At 44.8% G+C, this 22504-nt stretch carries 11 protein-coding genes; 2 read left to right on the forward strand and 9 right to left on the reverse strand.

What is annotated here, in order from left to right:
• Positions 1 to 47: 47 nt before the first annotated feature.
• The 9 genes from AC59GT_RS09515 to AC59GT_RS09555 all read right to left on the reverse strand — a co-directional run bounded on the left by AC59GT_RS09515 (position 48) and on the right by AC59GT_RS09555 (position 19467).
• Positions 48 to 2435, reverse strand: coding sequence for an ABC transporter permease (locus tag AC59GT_RS09515; RefSeq protein WP_497237422.1), 2388 nt, complete (start codon positions 2433 to 2435; stop codon positions 48 to 50).
• Between the two features lie 189 nt (positions 2436 to 2624).
• A complete protein-coding gene (locus tag AC59GT_RS09520) occupies positions 2625 to 5030 on the reverse strand; it encodes an ABC transporter permease (RefSeq protein ID WP_497237423.1) in 2406 nt (801 codons plus the stop codon).
• 63 nt (positions 5031 to 5093) lie between these two features.
• Positions 5094 to 7487, reverse strand: coding sequence for an ABC transporter permease (locus AC59GT_RS09525; RefSeq protein WP_497237424.1), 2394 nt, complete (start codon positions 7485 to 7487; stop codon positions 5094 to 5096).
• Between the two features lie 52 nt (positions 7488 to 7539).
• Positions 7540 to 9897 carry an ABC transporter permease gene (locus AC59GT_RS09530; protein ID WP_497237425.1) on the reverse strand — a complete coding sequence of 786 codons (2358 nt, stop codon included), beginning with the start codon at positions 9895 to 9897 and terminating at the stop codon, positions 7540 to 7542.
• Between the two features lie 61 nt (positions 9898 to 9958).
• On the reverse strand, positions 9959 to 12352 hold the full coding sequence (locus tag AC59GT_RS09535; RefSeq protein WP_497237426.1) for an ABC transporter permease: 2394 nt from the start codon (positions 12350 to 12352) through the stop codon (positions 9959 to 9961).
• A gap of 33 nt (positions 12353 to 12385) precedes the next feature.
• Positions 12386 to 14761, reverse strand: a complete 2376-nt coding sequence (locus AC59GT_RS09540) for an ABC transporter permease (RefSeq protein WP_497237427.1) — start codon at positions 14759 to 14761, stop codon at positions 12386 to 12388.
• Positions 14762 to 14820: 59 nt separating this feature from the next.
• Positions 14821 to 17187, reverse strand: coding sequence for an ABC transporter permease (locus AC59GT_RS09545; RefSeq protein ID WP_497237428.1), 2367 nt, complete (start codon positions 17185 to 17187; stop codon positions 14821 to 14823).
• A 215-nt stretch (positions 17188 to 17402) separates the two neighbouring features.
• A complete protein-coding gene (locus AC59GT_RS09550) occupies positions 17403 to 18080 on the reverse strand; it encodes an ABC transporter ATP-binding protein (protein WP_117381361.1) in 678 nt (225 codons plus the stop codon).
• Between the two features lie 133 nt (positions 18081 to 18213).
• Complete coding sequence (locus AC59GT_RS09555; RefSeq protein ID WP_497237429.1) at positions 18214 to 19467, reverse strand: efflux RND transporter periplasmic adaptor subunit; 1254 nt, start codon at positions 19465 to 19467, stop codon at positions 18214 to 18216.
• A 285-nt stretch (positions 19468 to 19752) separates the two neighbouring features.
• Here AC59GT_RS09555 and AC59GT_RS09560 point away from each other — a divergent pair, with 285 nt between their 5' ends.
• Together AC59GT_RS09560 and AC59GT_RS09565 are read left to right on the forward strand one after the other, a co-directional pair.
• Positions 19753 to 21114, forward strand: coding sequence for a sigma-54-dependent transcriptional regulator (locus tag AC59GT_RS09560; protein ID WP_497237430.1), 1362 nt, complete (start codon positions 19753 to 19755; stop codon positions 21112 to 21114).
• Positions 21104 to 22504 (forward strand): sensor histidine kinase, encoded by a 1401-nt coding sequence (locus AC59GT_RS09565; RefSeq protein WP_497237431.1) that lies wholly within the window; start codon positions 21104 to 21106, stop codon positions 22502 to 22504. Before AC59GT_RS09560 ends, AC59GT_RS09565 begins: the two co-directional genes overlap by 11 nt.

Consider the following 22504-nt stretch of genomic DNA (forward strand, 5'->3'; position numbering starts at 1 on the left):
GAGACGTTCTGATTTTTTAAATAGTTGCATCACCATGCAATTTCTTTTTATTCGCTTTTCAGGCTTTTTGCAGGGTTTGCCAGCGCTGCCTTAATTGATTGGATGCTGATGGTTGCCAGTGCAATAAGCGCTGCAACAACACCTGCAAGCAGGAATACCCACCAGCTTACGTTTATGCGGTATTCAAAATCCTGCAGCCATTTGTTCATAGCAAACCAAGCTATTGGCGTAGCAATCAGCGTAGCTATAACTACAAGCTTTACCAGATCAGCCGATAGCAGGCGCACAATGCTGGCAACACTCGCGCCTAAAACCTTGCGAATGCCTATCTCTTTCACCCGCTGCTCTGCTGTGAACGTTACGAGACCAAACAGGCCCAGGCAAGCTATGCTGATTGCAAGTATGGTGAATATCAGCAATATAGAGCCTTGCTTTTCCTCAGTTTGATATTGTGCAGCGAAGTTCTGATCAAGAAAATGGAACTCCGGTTTGTCTTCTACATCGAAATTTCGGTAAGTGCGGGCAATAAAATCGAGCGAGGCCTTTACGTTGTTCTTGCCAACACGCACATACAGGTTATCCTTATCGTTAACGTCTGAAGGCATGGTCATGATCATAGGCATGATCTTATGCTGCAGCGAATAGGTATTGAAATCTTTCACCACACCTATAATAGTGCGCCTTATAGGTTCGCCATTATCGTTTTTACCTATGTAAACGCGACGGCCAACAGCATCCTTCCACCCCATTTTATCTACCAGGGTTTGGTTTATTACGAGCGCGTCGTTTACGTCGTTGGTTATCTGCTTAGAAAAATTACGACCCTTGTTCATCTTTACTTCCAGTGTAGGCAACAGGTCTTCATCCACCATTAACGACTGCACCAAAATGCCATCCTGTGTTTCGGAACCATCAGGAGCGGTATTGAAACCTCTGCTGCCCATATTATTATTACCGATGGGATTACCTGCGGCTCCAACTGCTTCAATATTCCTGTTCTGCAGCAACTGCTGTTTTAAAGCCTCAATCTTCGTGCGTGCAGATTGGCTTAAATGGAACGTTAAAGTTTGTTCTTTATTAAAGCCCAGGTCGCGGGTCATGGCGTAACGCAACTGCTGGTAAATGATGCACGAACCAACTATCATGACAACGGTAACCACAAACTGGAACACCACAAGCGACTTGCGAAACAATATGGTAGAAAGCTGATTGCCGAGTTGGCCTTTCATAGTGCTGATTGTACCAAATCCCGAGAGGAAGAACGCCGGGTAAGCACCGCTAAGCAAGCCCACCACCAGGCCAAATGCTGCAAAAAGCAAAACAGTTGTCACCTTACCGAATTGCAGCAACACCAGTGACTTGCCCGATAGCTGATTAAAGTATGGCAAAGCAAATTGTATAATTACGGCAGCCATTAACATGGCTATAAAAGCAAGCAGTACAGATTCAGCGAAGAACATGATCATTAGCTGAGCCCTGTCACTACCGATTACGCGGCGTACCCCTATTTCCTTGAGCCTGATAGACGAGCGGGCTGTTGCCAGGTTTACGTAGTTGATAACCGCAATTACCAGAATGAGTAAAGCTGTAATACCAAATACATAGATGTAGGTAATATTACCATTGGCCCCCAACTCGTAACCCAAATTAGAGTGCAGGTGTATAGATGTTACAGGTTGTAACTCCATACTGAATGCCACATTGCTGAAATCTTTTTTGAGGTATTTATTATAGAATTTGACCGAAGATGCTTCAATAGCTTTGTTGTCGCCGGCATGTTTCAGCAATACGTACGTGTATAGGAATGAATTACTCCACGGACCAGTAAAGTCGGCCGGCATTGACCGCAGTGCTTTAAACGAAAAGTGCGTATTTTCGGGTACGTCAGCAATCACGCCTGTAACTGCAGTAGCAGTGCCATCTATAGCGATATTTTGATCGATCGCATTTGCAGCTGTCCCAAATACAGCTTCCGCCAAGGTTTTGGTCAGCACAATGCTTTGAGGTTTGCTTAAAGCATTCTTCGGATCGCCATAAAGGAATTGATGTGTAAATACCTTGAAGAAGCCCGGGTCAGTAAACAACATGCTGCCTTCGTTTACCTGTTTGCTGCCAAACGTTATCTTTCCGCCGCCCTCAGCATCAATACGAACAGCCTCTTCTACATTGGCAAAGTCGTTCTTTAATGCATCGGCATATGGGGGTGCGGTGATTACCAGATCAAACTGTCCACCGTTCCATTTACCGTGCTGTACCACACGATAGATGCGGTCTGCCTTGGTGTTGTAGCGGTCATAACTTAACTCATTAGTTACGTATAGGGTTATCAGCCAGAAAGCGGCCATACCTACAGCAAGGCCAAATATATTTATGAAAGAGAATGCCCTGTGTTTCCGGACATTCCTCCAGGCTATTTTGAAGTAGTTTCTCAACATGGTAGTGTAATTTAGTACTTACTGTCTAAATTACATACCAAACATATAAAATGCTGTTTACTAGCAAGTTATCTATTAGAACAAAACACCCGCTGTACGCCTGTGTTACAGCGGGGTGTTCGGTTGCGATACATCTAGTGAGCGGCAGATAACCTCAACAAATATCAAGTGATTATCTGACTACTACTCCTACTCGCTTCGTAAACTCTTTACCGGGTTTATCATGGCAGCCTTAACTGCCTGGAAGCTGATGGTAACAAATGCTATCATCACGGCTATTACGCCGGCTCCAAGATACATCCACCATTGTATGCTGATGCGGTAAGCAAAGTTTTCCAGCCACTTACCCATGAGCCATCCGCCTAGCGGTGCTGCAATTACCAGTGCAACAAGCACCAGCAAAATAAAGTCGCGTGACAGCAGTGTAACTATGCCCGACACAGATGCACCCAGCACCTTGCGGATGCCGATCTCTTTCCCTCTCTGCTCGGCAGTAAATGCTGCAAGACCAAATAGCCCAAGTGAGGAGATAATGATCGCTACAATGGCAAATACCGTCATTAAGCCGGATGTTTTTGCATCGTCATGGTATAACTTATCAAACTCCTGATCCAGAAAGGTGTATTCAAGCGGCTCTCCGGGAAAATATTGGTTCCAAACTATTTTAAGCTGCGCAGCAATGTCGTTTTGACGGCCAGGCGATACACCCACCAGGAAGGTGCTCGCGTAATCAGAGCGATTTTTGAAAATGGCAGGCCCAATCTTATCGTGCATGCTCCGGAAGTTGAAGTCTTTAACTATGCCTATCACCTTACCCGTATCATCCTGCGATATAAAGCGCTGTCCAATATAGGGCTTGTGCAATCCGAGTTCTTTAGCTGCCGTCTCGTTCAGTATAGAATTGTGCTTATCAGACGGATCGTCTTTCCTGAACCATCTTCCCTGCACCAGCTTAACTTTAACTATTTTTGCGTAATCCGGGTCGATGTTAAAGTAAGCCAGGGCGGGATCAAAATCTTTTTCGCGACCATCCCAGTCAGCACCGCCTGATGATTGGTTTTGGTTATCCTGTATAGAACGGGCACCAAGAAGTGACACCGCGCTTATTGCGGGCCTGGTTAGCAGCGACTGTTTGATGCTGGCGGCCAGCGCATCACGTTCCTTGTCTTTATACTTATAGTAAACTTTGATAGGCATGCTGAATGTAAGCACCTGATCGCGCTTGTAACCTGGGTCTTGTGAGTTTATAAAGTTAAGCTGCCTGTAGATGGTGATAACACCAATGATCAAGAATATAGAGAAGGTGAACTGAACCACCACCAGGCCTTTTCTTAATGAGCTATCCTTTACGAACAACACACTGCTGCCTCTAAAAATATTCATCGGCTTAAAGGAAGATAGCAGTACGGCGGGGTAAATGCTGTTCAGGACAACAGCAATCAGCAAAGTGCCAAACAGTATAGACCAGACGTAAAATGATCCTATAGACAGGACGAAGTTACGGCCGGTGAAATTGTTAAATGCCGGCAAACTTACCCAGATGATAAAAACCGTTAGTATAAGCGAAAACAAGCTGATCAATCCCGATTCAGCAATAAACTGAGCAAATAACTGGCTGCGCCCTGCTCCTACTATTTTCTTTACGCTTACCTCTTTAGCGCGCAGGCTGGCGCGTGCGGTGGTAAGGTTAACATAGTTTATGCAGGCAATAAGCAGCAGCAAAATTCCCAACGCCACAAATATGTAAGTGACACGCTCGTTGCCATGTGTTAGAGAGGAACTTTGCAGGTCATTTTCGAAGTGTAGTGCGGCAAGGTTGGTAAGCCCTATCTGCAGATCGTCTTTATCTCTGTTCTTACGGATGATGGCCTTTATCTTCTTAGATACTGCCTTAAGGTTAGCACCCGGATTCAGTTTAACAAACGTTAAATAGTTGAAGTTTCCCCACTTCAAGTCATTATCCTTTTCTCGTTTGTTGGCTTGTTTTGCAGCAACGGGCATCAGTATGTCAAACGTAAAGCTGCTGCTTGCGGGTATATCCTTTATAACGCCTTGTACCTGATAATTAAGGGTGTCTACCTTAATCACTTTACCAACAGCGTTCGTTGTGTTGAAGTATTTTCTGGCCTTGCTTTCTGTAAGAATGATGCTGTAGGGGTTGGCGTTGAAAGCATTTGCATTTCCGCTCACAAATTTATAGTCAAACACCTTGAACCAGTCGCCGTCAACGTAAGCGGTTGTTTTTTCGGGAAAAAATTCGCCGTTTACGTTAAAGTAAATTGGCCGCCAAATGTTAGGTGCCATACGAGCAAGCGCAACAATCTCCGGCACATCCTTTTTTGCGTGTTCACCAAGCACATAAGGTGTGTGCTCCCATACCCAGGTGGTTTTTTTATCAACCGCCAGATAGCTTTTTATGCGAAAGATATTTGCTTGGTCGGGCTGCTCTTTGTCAAAGTTAAACTCATTTTGCACCCATATAAATATGAGCACTGCAGCAGCCATGCCCACTGCCAACCCGCCAATGTTAATAATGGTTGTTGCTTTGTGGCTGCGCATATTGCGCCACGCTATTTTAAAATAGTTTTTTATCATTCGGACACTTATTATGAAGTTTATTGAATCACTAAACAATCTTCTAAAAAAGCTAATGAGACCCTACTCGCTCCGTAAACTTTTAACCGGGTTTGCGATGGCGGCTTTGATAGCGTGATAACTAATAGTTGCCACAGCAGTAATAACTGCAATCGTTCCCGCGGCAACAAACATCCACCAGGAGATGTCTATTCTGTAAGCAAAGTTTTGTAGCCAGCTATGCATGGCCCACCAGGCGACAGGTGAAGCTAAAACTACCGATAGGGTAACAAGCTTTACCAGGTCTGCTGAAAGCAGCGATGTAATAGTACTTACACTTGCACCGAGCACCTTACGTATGCTGATCTCTTTGCTACGCTGCTGTATGGTGAACGCCGTAAGACCAAACAAGCCCATTGCTGCAAGTGCAACAGTTATGTAGGTAAAAATGCTGAATATAGATGCCAGCCTGTCTTCTGCCTTGTATTGCTCGTTAAAGGCATCGTCCATGAAAGTGTAGCTAAACGGGGTTTCGCTGTCATATTTTTTATAGATGGACTGCAGACGTTCTAAAAGTGTGGGTAAATTGGTATTGGGTTTAACTTTTGCAAACAACTCACACCTTACCTTTGCCCAAACTTTTGTGGTATCAGGTGCTATAAATAACCCCAAAGGTTGAATAGCAGATTGCATGGAACTGAAGTTGAAGTTCTTCAGTACGCCGGTGACCTCAAACCTTTCATCGCCCGACTCAATAAAGCTACCAACAGGGTTAGCCTTTAAATGCAGCTCATTAATTGCTCGTTCATTTATTACCACCTTGTTTTTTCCCGTAAGCGCAGTTGGTGATATAGGCGGTATCTTCCATTTAAGGTTGAGGGTATTTACGTAATTCTCGTCGACTGTTAAATTTGCTAGTGCTACATTCTCCTCCTTAGTCTTTCCACTTATAAAAAGCATATCATACCCTTTAAACATAGCGTAGTGAGATGTTGCAGTATTTGCAATTCCAGCTAATGATTGCACATCGCGTTTAAATGCGGGGTAATTGCTGCCAAAACTATTAGTTACCGGAATCATCAGTACATTCTCGCGGTTTACACCAGTATCAGTATGCCTGAAAAAGTAAAGCTGCCGGTCGATTATTATTCCACATACAATTAAACCTACTGAAATAGCAAACTGAAAAGCAGTAAACACCTTGCGAACGGTTGCACCGCCGGTTTTCAGGCTCATTTTTCCTTTTAATGTATCAGCCGGTTTAAAGGCAGAAAGCACAAGCGAAGGGTATCCACCCGCTATTACAACAGTAACTACAAACAAAGCTGCTAGTAACGAAAGCACAAGGGGGCTGTACAGGAAACTGCTATCTATCTGTAGTTGCAAAACATTGGTGAACCAGGGCCTTAGGGCATAGCAGAGCACATAACCCATTATGAATGCTATAAGCGTAAATATTGCCGATTCTATATAAAATTGTATCGCAATGGTTTTTCTGCCGGCTCCGGATACCTTGCGTACCCCAACTTCTTTAGCGCGCAGTGTAGAACGTGCTGTAGATAAACTCATGTAATTTACCAGTGCAAGCAACAAAATCAGCACAGCTACCAGCGGGAATATTTTTAGGTATTTAGTATTTGATGAGTCTCCGAAATTACTTTTAAGGTGCATGTTCGGCAGTGCAGTTAAACTAAAGGTTAAGCCTTCAAAAACCTTGTTATTTTTGGCAAGTGTTTCAAGGCCTCTTTTTACACCGGCAGTATCACTAATGTTTTTCAGTTTTAAATATACACCGTGAGATCCTGGTCCAACTGCCGAACCCTGAACCGCATTTTTGCCTTCTTTGATTATAGGCAGCGTTTGATTAGATACAATAAAGTTGTACTTAATAGAGGAGTTTGAGGGGCTGTTCTCCGCCACTCCTGTCACCTGGTAAGTGTAAGTGCTATCCGTTTTGATGGTGATGGTTTTACCTACCGGGTTCTCCTTTCCGAAATACTTGTTTGCCATATTCTTTGAGATCACCACAGAAAATGGCTTGATAAGCACATCCTTTTTGCTGCCCGCAAGAAGTTTGTAGGAGAAGAAATCAAAAAATCCGGCATCGGCAAACAGTAAATCCTGCTCAATTATCTTTTGTTGCGGTAACTGCGGCATAGTTACCACAAGCGGCTTATAGTAGAGCATCGTGCGCAGGTAACTTTCCACCCCAGGCTGAGTTTGTTGGGCAACAGGGCCGGTAGCATAGCTCATATAAGCTACGTTCATCTTATTACCACCCATATTAAGCGTGGCCTGCAAACCAAATATACGCTCGCCATCTTTCTGGAACCTGTCGTAGGTCATTTCATGCGATACATACATCATTATGGTAATGCAAACACCCAGACCAATAGCTAGTCCGCCGATATTAATAGCGCTGTACATTTTCTGCCTGATAATGTTCCTGAACGCAATTTTTATATAATTCTTTATCATGTTGTACTATTGACTGGGTTTACTTATTACGACAACTGGGTCACACCTGAGCTTACTCGCTTCTTAAACTTTTCACCGGGTTTGCTAATGCTGCCTTCATGGTATTGAGGCTCACGACTACAAGCGTCAATAGCAGTATTAGCGCACCTACAGCGGCAAACAGCCAAATGCTGATGCTGATGTGATAGTTATACTTGTTTAGCCAATCGCTCATGAACCACCAGGTAAGCGGCACGGCAATTAAAAACGCAACTGCTACCAGCTTCAGGAACTCTGTTGATATCAACATCAGCAACTGCTGAACGGATGCGCCCAACACCTTACGTACCCCAATTTCGCGGAAACGTTTTTCTATGGTGAACGATGCCAATCCGGCCAGGCCAATACAGCAGATGAATATGGCGAGGCCTGCAAAAATGTTGGTGATACGACTAATCAGTTCTTCGGTTACGAACTTCTTGCCAAACTCCTGGTCCATAAACTGGTACTCGAATATACTCTGCGGATCAAACTTTTTGAAAATACCTTCCATAGCTTTTACAGCTTGCTGAGGCTGAGCAGTGCTCTTTAGACGTATATTAACCACGTTTGTATTTTGCGGGTTATAGTATACCATTAGCGGGTCGACCGGATCGAATGGAGATGCCATTACTATATTGTCTATTACCCCCGCAACAGTGTATTTTTTTGGGCCGTAACGCATTACCATGCCTACAGGGTTCTTCAGATGCATGGCATCTACAGCCGCCTTATTGAGTAACATTACAGCCGAGTCACCCGGCATTGCATTAAAGTCGCGCCCCTGCAAAACTTTAGTACCAACTGTTTTGGTAAAGTCCGCATCTACAGACATCCCGGCAAATATTATGCTGGCATCGGCCGGTTTTCCATCGTAATCGGGTGATGGCGATTTCCACCAGATCTCTGTCATTGGTGAGAACGTGCGGGTTACCGAACTTATCATGCCTGTATTTAACAGCTCTTGTTTAATGGCAGCGTAGTTTTTGCTCACATCGCCCGAGGAAGGTACTGTAATAAGATTATTAGGATCATATCCTATTTTACGGTCTTTAATGTGCTGAATTTGCTGGTAAACGATAATGGTTGCGGAAATTAGCAGTATAGACATCACGAATTGCCCAACAACCAGTATACGCCGTGGCAGCACAGCGCTTTTACCCGCAGCGAAGGTTCCTTTTAACACTTTGACAGGATTAAACGACGATAGGTACAAAGCAGGATAACTGCCTGCAACAACACCTGTGAACAGGATGATCAGAAGTGCACCGATAAGGAAGTAAGGTTGAAACAAGCTTAGATGAAGCTGCTTGTTAACCAATGTATTAAACGATGGCATAAGCAGGAACACGAAACCTATTGCCAAAACAAATGCGATAAGCGCTAATATAATAGACTCAAAAAAGAATTGCGTGATAAGCTGCTTTTTGTCGGACCCAAGGGTTTTCCTTATACCAACTTCCTTAGCACGTTTTTCTGAACGCGCGGTGCTCAGGTTCATAAAGTTGACACAAGCGATCAGCAATATAATAATAGCTATAACAGTAAATAACCGCACATACTCTATCATCCCTCCTACGTTTTTGCCATCTTTAAACTCGCTGTACAAATGCCACTTGCTCATCGGGAATGTGAAGTAGGTACTAATCTGATCGTGTACGTCGTGCTGATGTTTAACGTCATTAATATATTTGTCAACCGCAGCTATGTCAGCACCCGGGGTGGTTTGTACAAAAACACTCCATGAGGAGTTTGTCCATTCCTTCATTTGATCTTGTGCCTGTTTTGATGAAAAATCATAAGGTAGTATGAAATCAAACTTGAAAGTGGAGTTTGTGGGCATATCTGCTACAACAGCAACTACTGTGTGATTTTCCTGATTATCCAGTTTAATCACCTTACCTATAGGATCATCGCTGCCAAAAAATGCTTTTGCCGCAGCTTCGGTTATCACCATTGCTTTAGGGTCGCTTAATGCAGTCGCCTTGTTGCCTTTAATAAACTTGTAAGTAAATACATTAAAAAACTGGTCGCTTACCTGGTATAAATCTTTTTTAAGCTTGGTGTTGTTGTATTGCGCCAGGTGTGATTCCTGGTGTGAGGTTACCACTGTTTTTAAGATCTGCGGATTACCGTTCTCCAGCGCTTTAGCCAGCGGAAACACCATGTTAGGATCTGTAAAAACATTGTTTTTGAAATCCCGTGTGGCCATTACCTGGTGAATGTTGTTGTAGTTCTCGTTCGCCTTGTCAAACGAAAGTTCATCCTTTACCCATAAGAAGATGAAGATGGTGCACACCATACCAATGGTTAAGCCCAGAATGTTGGTGGCCGAGAAACCTTTATTCCTGATGAGGTTCCTCCAGGCTATTTTAAAGTAGTTTTTAATCATGGTTAATTGCGATTTATGATGGTTGGTTTTTTTATTTGTGACGTAGAACGTTTAAATCAGGTTACTCTTCCTTTAAACTCTTCACCGGGTTTGCCAATGCAGCTTTTACCGATTGTATGCTAATTGTTGTTAAAGCAATTGCTGTTGCTCCAAGGCCGGCTATCAGGAAAGCGCTCCAGCCAATGTTTACCTTATAAGCAAAGTCTTGCAGCCAGTGATTCATGGCATACCATGCTATTGGAACAGCAATAAGTATGGCGATAGTGATAAGTACCATAAACTCAGTGGCCAGCAAGGCTATAATCCGGCTGATGCTTGCACCCAGAACTTTACGTATACCAATCTCGCGGGTTTTAACCTGCGCCGAGTAAGTAGCTAAACCAAATAAGCCGAGGCAGGAGATAACAATAGCTATAGCAGAAAATATGTTGAAGAGTTCGCTCTGCCGCTCATCATCGCTATATAGTTTTTTTACACTATCATCAAGAAATGCGTAGTTAAAAGGTATACCGTTGCTGTGGTAAGTAGTCCACTGTTTTTGTGCGGCCTGCACGGCGCGTTGCGCATTTTTATTGGTGGTTTTAATATAAATTCTCCAGCAGCTTTCGGGCTTGTATTGAAAAACCATTGGCTCAATAGTTTGGTGCAGGCTGGCGAAGTGAAAATCTTTTACAACACCAATTATGGTTCCGTTAACTGTTTGTATACGGAGGCGCTTGCCAACTACAGGCTCGTGTAAGCCCATTTCTTTAACTGCGGTTTCGTTTACCAGGAAATGAGATGAATCTGCTACGGTGCCTGTGAAGCCAGCGCCCTCTTTTATTTTAAGGTTAAAGAATTTAATAAAGTTCTCATCTGCATGTAACTGGTTAAACCAAAGGTTGTCACCTTTTGGTTTACCGTCCCAGTCGTTATCTCCTGTAGAGGGGCCTCCGGTGAGTACGCTGCGGCTTGCGCGGGTTACCGCGGTTATGCTTGCATCTTTAAGCAACTCATTTTTGATGCTGTTAAAGTTACTGTGCATGTCATCATTCATATTGAAGGTAAGCGTGTTTTCGCGGTTGTAGCCAAGATCTTTATTCAGCATAAAATTTAGCTGACGCCCAATAATGATTGTGCCGATAATTAGTACTACCGATACAGAAAACTGTACCACCACCAGCACGCGGCGAAAAGCTACATTACCGATACTTGCCGAAATTTTGCCCTTAAGCGCCTTTAGCGGCTCAAATGACGACAGTAGCAAGGCGGGATATATACTGGAAGCCGCCAGTGTACCCGCCAGCGTGGCCGCGATACACAGCCAAACATTATAGTTTGACAAACTAAAAGTAATTTGCTTGCCGCTGAAGCTATTGAATTGCGGCAGCAGTAAAAACATCAGCACAAAAGCAAATACCGCAGCTATAACAAACAGCAAAGCTGTTTCGGCCATGAACTGCATGAACAACTGAAACTTATTTGCGCCGATGATCTTACGCATGCTTACTTCCTTAGCACGCAGCATAGAGCGTGCTGTTGACAGGTTCACGTAGTTGATACAAGCGATAACCAGTATCATTAAAGCTACAATAGCAAACGTGCGTACGGTAGAAAAACCTGCATCGCTTCCGTCGGCTTTATACAGGTGCATGGCGGGCAGCTGCTGTGCCAGGTATGGCACCGGCGCATCTTCCGGCTTTTGGCGTTCATGTACTGCCTGCAGCTTCTTTTTCAATACCTCAATATTGGTATTCGGTTTCACGAGCACGTAAGTTTGAAAAGCAAACTGGCTCCAGTCTGCATCCATGCTGGCAACGCGGGTTTTTCCATCGTAACTGGTGCTGTTCTTAATGTAGGCGAAGTAATTATACCTGGCCATAGGTAATAACACATCAAACTTAAAGCTGGAGTTTTCAGGATAATCGGGGATAACACCGGTAACTTTTACAAGTTCATCTTTACCGGCCGTTATCGTCTTCCCTACCGCTTCCTCATTACCAAAAAGTTTACGGGCCGTTTTCTGGGAGATCACCACTGAGTTGATATCCGGAAATGGATTATTTTTATTTCCTTGAAGCAACGGAAAATCCAGCATACTGAAATATGATGGATCAGTAAAACATGCATTGTCTTCAACAAAAACCTTGTCCTTGTAGCTTAGGGGAGCCCCACCAAACGTATTAATGCGCATGGCGTCCTTTACCTCAGGTATCTCGTTTTTAGCAAATGGTGCTACCGGCGCTATAATGTTATTGAAAATCTGTTTGCTTAGGCCTGTACCGGCTTCAATAGCTACTTTGTAAATGTTATCAGACCGCTTATTGAACCTGTCAAAGCTCAGCTCATCCTGCACCCACAGCAGCATAAACAAGCCGACTACCAACCCTACAGTCAGGCCGGTAACATTAATTGCGGCGTAGAACTTATTACTAAGAATGTTGCGCCATGCTGTTTTGAAATAGTTACGTATCATAATACTTTGACTTTACAGGTTATTACTATCTTATTACTCGCTTCTTAAACTCTTTACCGGGTTGGCCAAAGCGGCTTTAACAGATTGAAAGCTTATGGTTAAAACAGCGATAATTACGGCAGCCGCTCCCGCCGCAGCAAACACCCACAGCTGTATTTCTATGCGGTACTGGTATGCTTTAAGCCAGTTCTGCATCAGGTAATAAGCTATTGGGAAAGCCATAAGGCACGACACCATTACCAGCTTCAGGAAATCTTTTGAAAGCAGCCCGGTGACACTGGAGACACTTGCGCCTAAAACCTTACGGATACCAATCTCTTTTACCCTGCGTTCGGCGGTGTAAGCTGCCAGGCCAAATAGCCCCAGGCACGAAATAATGATTGCGAGCGAAGCAAATACCTGCGAAAGCCTGCTTACCAGCATCTCTGACGAGAACATCTGGGCAAACTGATCATCCACAAAGCGGTAATTGAAAGGGTATGCAGGGTTGTATTTTTTTAATACGCCTTGCAATCCGGATAATGTTGCCTCTATGCTTTTACCGCCTTTAATGCGTACGTACATCATGGTGGTGTGCGCAGTACCTGCCGCGATAAATATGACAGGATCGGGCGTTCCGTACATGTTGCCGTAAACATAGTCGTTCACTACTCCTACTACCGTTGCGCTTGTAGTGTCGCCATCACCATGTAAGCGTTTACCCAAAGCGCTGCCTTTGCCCATCAGGTTGGCAAGGCTTTTTGTGATCACCACATTCAGGTGCTTAAAGCCGGTATCCGCCATAGTGAGGCTCCTGCCCTCCTGAAGCTTAAGATCAGCTGCATCTAAAAAGTCGTTATCAACGTACCGTGTAGATATGAGCACCTGCGAACCGGCGGGTTTACCGTCCCACGTGAGGCTTGATGTATTGTTACCACCGTATATAATAGAATGATCCGACAGGGCAACGTTTTGCACATTGCCGCTGTTAAGCAGTTCTTGTTTTACAGGTTCAAAATTCCTGCCTAGGTCTCCCTGCAAATCAACTTCCAACAACCTGTCCTTATTAAAGCCGAGATTACGGCTTTTTACATGCTGTATCTGCTGATAAACGATAACCGTACTAATAATGAGTACAACAGACGCGGTGAATTGCAGTACCACCAGCCCCTTGCGGATATAAGCCGCGCCACTATCTTTAAGCTTAATACCTTTTAATACAGCAACGGGGTTAAATGATGAAAGGTATAATGACGGATAACTGCCCGCTATAAGTCCGGATGCCAAAGTAAGCAGCAAAAGCGCTGTAATATGCAACGGGTTGGCGAGACCTAAAGCCAATTGCTTTTGTACAAGTATGTTAAAGGCAGGCAAGGCAAAGCTTATGATTACAAGCGCCAGCACAGCCGCCACAGCAGACATAAATATGGCCTCGCCAATGAACTGAATGGCCAGCATATTTTTGCCTGCACCCAGCACCTTTCGTACGCCAACCTCGCGTGCACGCTTTTGGCTGCGTGCGGTTGCCAGGTTCATGAAGTTTATACACGCTATAAATAGGATGATCCACGCTATTACCGTAAACAAGCGCACATATTCTATCTGCCCGCCGCCGGTTCTTATGCCATCCTTAAAGCTATCATAAAGGTGCCAGTCGTTCATGGCAAACAGAAATAATTTGCCTAAGCTCCTGGGTTCACGCTGGTGTACAAAGTTGTATAGTTGCTTATTTACTTTAGTAACATCGGTACCGGGATTTAATTCTACAAAAGTGCTGATAGAGTTATTGCCCCACTTGTTAAGCCATGGTCGTTCGTCAAAATAGATCTGAAAAGGCATCAGCCATTCAAATTTCACAGTGGTATTCTCAGGAAGGTCTTTCACAACGCCGGACACAATGTAGTCCTGCTTGTTGTCTACCCGAACGGTTTTGCCCACGACATCGGTAACATTGCCAAAAAATTTCTTCGCGGTACTTTGCGTGACTACTACCGACCGCAGCTGCCTAAACGCGTTGGCCGCGTTACCCTGTAAAAAGCGCAGACTAAAAATGTTAAAGAAAGAAGGCTCGACATACTTGCCGCTTGCAAAAACCGAGTTAGCTCCTTTAGCAAATAAAAGCGTAACAGCATCGTCGCTGCTGCGGCAGGTATTAGCTATACCTGAGATTTCCTGCTTGATAGCTGGCCCAAGAAGCGCCGGTGTCGACGAGTGGGTAAACACGTAGGTGTCGTACTTTTGGTTCTCCCGAACCAGGTAAATGTTGTCCTTTTTGGTATGTACCGCATCAAAGTTGAGTTCATCCTCTACCCATAAGAAAATGAGTGCCGCGCAGGCTATACCCACTGCAAGTCCGAAAATATTCAGGAAGCTATATGCCTTATTTTTAGTAAGGCTGCGGAACATCGTTTTTATAAAGTTTTTGAACATGATCTTAATATTCGAGCCAATGCATTTTACTGCGATGGCGTTAACCTAACTTATATTTACTACTCACTCCTTAAACTCTTCACAGGATTGCTCAAGGCGGCTTTTACCGACTGGAAGCTTACTGTTATTACCGCTATCAAGATGGATGCGGCTCCCGCCAGCACAAATACCCACCAGCTTATGGCTATTTTATAGGTATACCCTTGCAACCACCTGCTCATGCCATACCACGCAAGAGGCGAGGCAATTGCTATAGAAATAATTACAAGCTTTAGGAAGTCTTTTGATAACAGCGCAGCTATACTGGCCGATGACGCGCCGAGCACCTTTCGTACACCAATCTCCTTGATGCGGCTTTCGGCCATGTATGCAGAGAGGCCAAATAACCCCATGCACGAAATAATGATGGTGAGTGAAGAGAACAAACCGGCCAGTGTGCGGGTACGCTGCTCGTTGAAGAATTTGTCTTTGTATTCCGCGTCTGTAAAGTAGTACTCAAATGGATAGTCGGGATTGTATTTCTTAAACACAGCTTCAGCCTTTTTCATTGCTTCGGCTGTACTGATGCCTGGGTTTAGTTTAAAGTTGATAACATTGAACCATCCCTTTGGCCCCTGTATAACCATTGGCTGTATGGGCTCATACGGTGATTCCATTATAAAATCTTTCACCACACCTACTACATGCCATACTTGCGGCTTAGCAGGATCTGGCAGGGTGATGTTTTGACCAACAGCATCCTTAAAGCCCATTGCTTTAACTGCCGTTTCGTTGATAAGCGCGGCTGTTGAGTCTGACGGGTACCTACTTACATCAATATCCCTGCCTTCTGCTATCTTCAGCCCCATGGTTTTGGTAAAGTCGCCTTCGGTGTTAAACATGCGCACTTCCAGCTTGGCCGATGGGTCTTTACCCTGCCAGGTATAATCGTTGGTGCTGCTCCAGCTTTGCGTCATAGGCGCGCTGGTTTTTGTAACAGCTGTGGCTGCGCCGCTGCTAATCAACTCGGTTTTTATCGGCCCGTAGTTTTTGTCGGCTGTACCGGTCATGCTGGTATACACCAGATTGCTGTTGTTGTAGCCCAAATTGCGGCTTTGCGCAAAATTTATCTGTCGTTGCACTATAATGGTGCAAATAACCATTACAATAGCGAAGGTAAACTGGACCACAACCAGCGCCTTGCGTGGCGTAATCAAAGCGTTGGCCGACTTAATTGAGCCCTTCAAAACGCTGACTGCTTTAAAAGATGAGAGGAAGAACGCGGGATAGCTACCGGCCAAAACGCCGGTAAAAACAACGAACGCCGTGCAGGCGAACCAAAACGCTGGTGCGCTGTATGGTATAAACAGTTGTTTATTGGTTAGTATGTTAAATGCCGGAAAGCTGTAGTTTACTATACAAAGCGCAATGATACCCGCTCCTGCAGAAATGAGTACTGACTCTATCAAGAACTGCAGCACGAGTGAACCCTTTAATGCGCCGGACACCTTGCGAATGCCAACCTCTTTAGCCCGTTTCTCACTGCGGGCGGTACTCAGGTTCATGAAATTAATGCATGCAATGAGCAGTAGGAAGCCAGCTATTACACCAAAAAGCCTTACAGAATCAATGTTGCCGCCGCTCGGTACGCCGTTCTCAAACTTGGCATACAAGTGCCACTGCGATGCCGGGTAAAGGAAGGTTTCGGTATCCTTTCTTTCTATGTGAGGGTTTACAATGTTTTTAATTTTAGCATTAGCTGCCTGCAGCGAAACGCCCGGTTTAAGGAGCACATATGTAAAGCACGAATTGTTGCCCCAGTTGTTATCATCCTTATTTATCTGTTTCAGGTAACCCCATGGCAATAGATACTCAAAGCTAAACTTGGTATTATTTGGAAGATCTTTCAGTACTGCGGTAACCTTAAAGCGGTCCACACTATCAATCCTTACTTCTTGACCTATTGCATTCTCTTTACCAAAGAGCTTTAAGGCAAGTTTGCGGGTGATAACAATGGTGTGCGGTTCTGTCAACGCGTTATTGCTGTTGCCATACAATGCCGGAAACGTAAAGATGTTAAGGAAGCCGTTGTCGGTAAAGTTACCGTGTACGTTAAGGTGCTTTTCGCCCGAGCTAAGCAAAAAGTTGGCGTCGTACGTTCGGGCGCTTTGTTCTATCTCTGGGTGTTGGGCACGCAGTTCGTCTGCAAGAGGTTTAGAGGTCAACGCCCAGGTATCTATCCTGCCGCCAAACGCCGACCGGTTGTAAACCTCGTATATGCGGTCGGCTTTGTCATGAAAACGATCAAAGCTTACCTCATTCTGTATCCACAGCAATATCAACACGGCGCTGGCCATACCCACCGCTAAACCGGTGATGTTGATCAAAGAAAAAGTCTTGTTCTTGATCAGATTACGAAAGCCGATCTTAAGGTAGTTTTTGAACATTTTTTAATTAACTGAATTGTTCCGATACATAATTACGCTAATAACTATCTTGCTATCAGTGACTTATTAACTTTTCAGCTCGTATAAATCACCAATCAACTTTCAAAAAAAAGCACATTCCAAGCCAACCCTGCCGCCAATTAGGTTGACGGCAGGTATAGCTGGAGGCACACATTAAACTATATATTAACTGAAGGTCTTTGTATTGTATATACTTACACCATAATGTTCTCCATTACGGTTTGGCCGTCTAACAGCCTTATAATGCGGTGGCTGTAACGGGCGTCGTGCTCAGAGTGGGTTACCATTATAATGGTTGTGCCCTGTTCGTTAAGGTCGGTTAGCAGTTCCATTACATCATTACCATTGCTGCTATCCAGGTTACCGGTAGGCTCATCCGCAAGTATTAGTTTTGGCTTGTTTACAACGGCACGGGCAATTGCAACACGCTGTTGCTGACCGCCTGATAATTGCTGCGGGTAGTGGTTGCGGCGGTGCATGATCTGCATCTTGTCCAGAACTTCTTCTACCCTTTTTACGCGGTCGGCACTGCTTACGCCGGTGTATATCAGTGGGAGCTCAACGTTCTCAAATACGGTAAGCTCGTCTATAAGGTTAAAGCTCTGGAATACGAATCCAATATTGTGCTTGCGCAGGTCGGCGCGTTTGCGCTCGTTAAAGTGGGCTATCTCAGTTCCGTTAAAAACGTAGCTGCCGGCATCCGGATCATCAAGCATGCCTAAAATGTTCAGCAGGGTTGATTTGCCGCAACCCGAAGGGCCCATTATAGCAACAAACTCCCCGGTGTTAACTTCCATCGACAATTTGTTTAACGCAATGGTCTCTACCTCTTCGGTACGGTAGAACTTCTCAAGATTAGTAATTTTTATCATTTGGCCTCCTTTAAAGCTCCCAGCCTTTCGGCTTAGGAGCTTTGTTTTGATTTAATTGTGATTTGTATATTTTAATGTTTAAACTATCTATTTACTGTGCCCATTTCCTGTTTCCGTTCAGGGAGTTAGGGGGCTACTTCTTCAGCACCAGTTCCTGTATGTCACCGTAGTTCTCGTAGCTGGATGTTATAACCTTGTCGCCGGGCTGCAAACCGTTTGTCAGCTCGTAATAGTCGGGGCTTTGGCGGTTTATCTGTATATCTACCCTATAAGCTGTTTTACCATCTTCACTTACTTTGAATATCCAGTTGCCACCGGTTTGCTGGTAAAAGCCACCTTTTGGTAATAGCAATGCTTTTGTTGGGTCGCTCAGCGCCAGTCTAATCTGTAAGGTTTGCCCTTTACGTATGCCCTTTGGCACTTGGCCAACAAACTGCATATCTACCTGGAAACGGCCGTTAGTAACCTGCGTATACACCTTTTTAATAACCAGGTTGTAAGTTTTATCTGCAAATTGAAAATCGCCTTTAAGGCCTGTGTAAATGCGCGATAAGTAATGCTCTTCTACATCCACCCTTACCTTAAAGCCGCTTTGCGCGTCAATCTGTCCCAGGTGCTCGCCTTTATTTTTGTTTTGGCCAACCTCGGCATCCATTGATGTTAATTGCCCGTCTATAGGTGCACGCACGGTAAGGTCGGCTACTTTTTTGCGCATTAACTCCAGTGTGCTCTTCATGTGCGCGTATTGCTCACGGGCCTGCACACCCTCCTGCTTAGTAAGACTGGTATCTTGTTTTAATATTTGGGTGGTAAGCTTTTTACGCCTAACCTGGTAATTGTAGTTGTTTTCGGCAGCCTTAAATTCCTGCAGGCCTATGGCTTTCTGGTCAAGTAGTTTCTTGTCCAGCATGTACACGCGTTCGGCTTCTTTATAAGCGTTATCTACGTCGGCCATTTGATTCAGCTTGGTAACTGTATTTTGCTGTGCAGCGTTGTGTGATATTTGCATTTGTGTTTGTGCCGCGTAAACTGCTGTTTCCTGGTTAGCCAGGTTCAGTTCAAGATCGGTGTTTGCCAGCTTTATGATCGGATCACCTTTTTTCAGGTTGGCGCCGTCTTCAACATACTTTTCTTCAACACGGCCGCCTTCAACAGCATCAAGGTAAATAGTGGTTAGTGGCATTACTACACCATTAACCGGTATATTCTCCTGGAAGTCGCCTTTCTTTATCTCACTAATAGTAATGCGCTCCAGGTCAACGTTCAGCTTGCTTTTTCCGGAGGTGAACATCACGCTGCCGGCAACCAGTAATACCACTCCTGCTACACCTGCTATGGTCATCAGGCGCTTATTACTCCATTTCTTTTTTTGTATAACTCTGTCCACTGTATTTATCTATGTTTGGTATACCTATACAAAATCACATGCCACAAATTAAACAACTGTATTTCAGTTAATTAAACCATATTATCGTATTTTCACCGTACGCTATTGTTACATCATGTGTTCGGTATTGATACAATGGTAAAAACGTGTGCGGATAAGGCTATTTATGATGTACAACTGATAATCAAACACATAGCTATTATAACATAAATGGTATGATATTTAGCGATCAAATATTAAATTGCAGGGTATTTTCATACACTAAACCACGACCCATTACACCAGATGATATTAAAGAAAGCTACCGTTTTAATTGTTGATGACGATCCGGATGTGTTAACGGCTGTTAAGTTATTGCTGAAACCGGAAACACAGGAAATAATTACCGAAAAAAATCCTGAAAACCTGAACTGGCTGCTGCAACGTAATCAGGTGGATTTGGTATTGCTGGACATGAACTTTAATAGTGCCATTAACACCGGCAACGAGGGCATTTACTGGCTGCGCAAAATAAAAGAATGGAAGCCGAACGTCTGCGTGATCATGATAACCGCTTACGGCGATATTGACCTGGCAGTGCGTTCCCTTAAAGAAGGTGCTAACGACTTTGTGGTAAAGCCGTGGCACAACGAGAAACTGATAGAAACCATTAAAGACCTCCTCGACAAAAAAGAAGGCAACAGCAAAAGCACCAAGCCTTCGGCAAAAGGTGGTGCGGGGCAAACCAATATCCTTGGCGAATCTGAGGTAATGGAGGATATCTTCCACAAAGTAAATAAGATTGCTCCTACCGATGCCAACATTTTGATACTAGGCGAGAACGGTACTGGTAAGGACCTGATGGCAAAGGCTATACATGAACGATCATTAAGGGCAGATAAACCATTTGTAAAGGTGGACGTAGGCGCTCTTACCGACAGCCTATTCGAAAGCGAACTGTTCGGTCATAAAAAAGGTGCGTATACCGATGCCCGTGAAGACCGTATGGGTCGCTTTGAAGAAGCGCACGGCGGCACCCTGTTCCTGGATGAAATTGGCAACATCAGCCTGCAGCAGCAGGCCAAACTGCTCACCATACTACAGAACCGTCAGGTAACCCGTTTAGGCACCAACAAGGCGGTAGATGTAGACATACGCCTGATATGCGCAACCAACGTTCCGCTGAGTGAACTGGCCAACGAGAACCGTTTCCGTAAGGATTTGATCTATCGTATAAACACGGTAGAGATAAACATGCCGCCATTGCGCCGCCGGGCCGAAGACATAGTGTTATTGGCAAGGCACTTCGCAAAGATGTACGCAGGTAAATACTTAAAGCCAAGCATGGACTTTGATAATACTGCGGTACAAAAGCTAAAATCATACAATTTCCCCGGTAACGTACGGGAACTGCAGTACACCATAGAACGTGCTGTGATTATGGCCGACGATCATGTACTCCGTGCCGATGATCTTATCTTCTCTATACTGGAAGCACCCGGAGAGCAAACTACGGAAAACGACAGCAACATCCCGCTGAGCGCTATGGAAAAGAACGCTATCCTTCGCGTGATAGAAAAACATAACGGCAACATCACCCGTGCCGCTAAAGAACTTGGTTTAACACGTACGGCACTTTACCGCCGCCTGAGCAAGTATGACATTTAACCGTTACGAATGGCGGCTGCTGCTGCGTATTTTCCTGCTGTTTATTGCTATTACTGCCACATCTATTGTAGTGGTAGAGGAGCGTTATATGTATGGTGTTATTACCGTTCCGCTGGTGATTTACTCCGTGCTGGACCTTATCCGGTTTCAGCGGAAGGCCATGGACGAGGTAGACCAGTTTGTCGAATCTATCCACTATCGCGACTTCAGCCGGCATTTTGATGTACGCCGCGCGCCAAATGAATTGAAGCCGCTGCGTAAGGGGTTCAACGAGATCAACAGCACTTTTAAGCTCATCAGCCGTGAACGTGAAACCCAATACCACTACCTGCAAAAGATACTGGAACTGGTAGATACCGGCCTGCTCTCCTTTGAATTGGAGACCGGCGAAACCGGTTGGATAAACGAGGCCTTCAAAAACCTTATTGGTGTACCGTATCTGAAAACCATTCACTCCCTCGAAAAACGCGAACCTTTGCTATATGCTGACCTGATGCAGCTGAAGCCCGGTGAAGCAAAGGTTATGGCCATCACACGCAACCAGCAACAGGTAAAAATGCTGGTAAGCGCCAGTATTATGCGCAGTGATGGCAAGATGTACAAGCTGGTTGCTTTTCAAAACGTAAGCGAGGCGCTGGACGAAACGGAATCAAAAGCATGGTCGAAACTGCTGAACGTAATGACGCACGAGATCATGAACTCTGTTGCGCCGATATCATCTCTTGCGGATACCCTTAAGAACCGCCTGAAAAGCCCAGACATCACCGAAAACCTGCACAATGTGGACCTGGAGGATATCGAGCTTGGCGTAGACACCATTAAACGCCGCAGCGAAGGCCTGCTCAAATTTACCGAGAGTTACCGCAGCCTCAACAAGATCACGAAACTTGACCTGGATAAGATGCTGGTGCGCGATATGTTCGAGAACCTGAACAGCCTGATGACGCCAACGCTGGAAAAGAAGAACATCGAGCTGGACATTATCCTGCGCGACCCGGCGCTTGCCATTGAAGCCGACATCAACCTGCTGGACCAGGTAATGATAAACCTGCTGGTGAACGCCATTGAAGCGGTGAAAGACCGGCCTGAGCCGCAGATCACCCTATCTGCCGAGATGGCAAATAACAAACTGGTGGTGAAAGTGATTGATAACGGCGTGGGCATGCCGCCCGAGTTGCTGGACAAGATCTTTATCCCATTTTTCAGTACGCGTAAAACCGGCAGCGGTATTGGCCTTAGCCTCTGCAAGCAAATTATGCTGCTGCATAAAGGCAATATACAGGTACAGTCTACCGAGGGTAAGGGCTCAGCATTTATCCTGACGCTTAACCCCGCTACGCCAAAAGCCGAAGCAGGTGTCGCTCAGGAATTGAAACAGGCAACTATTTGA

Source organism: Mucilaginibacter sp. 320_HR (assembly GCF_059691875.1).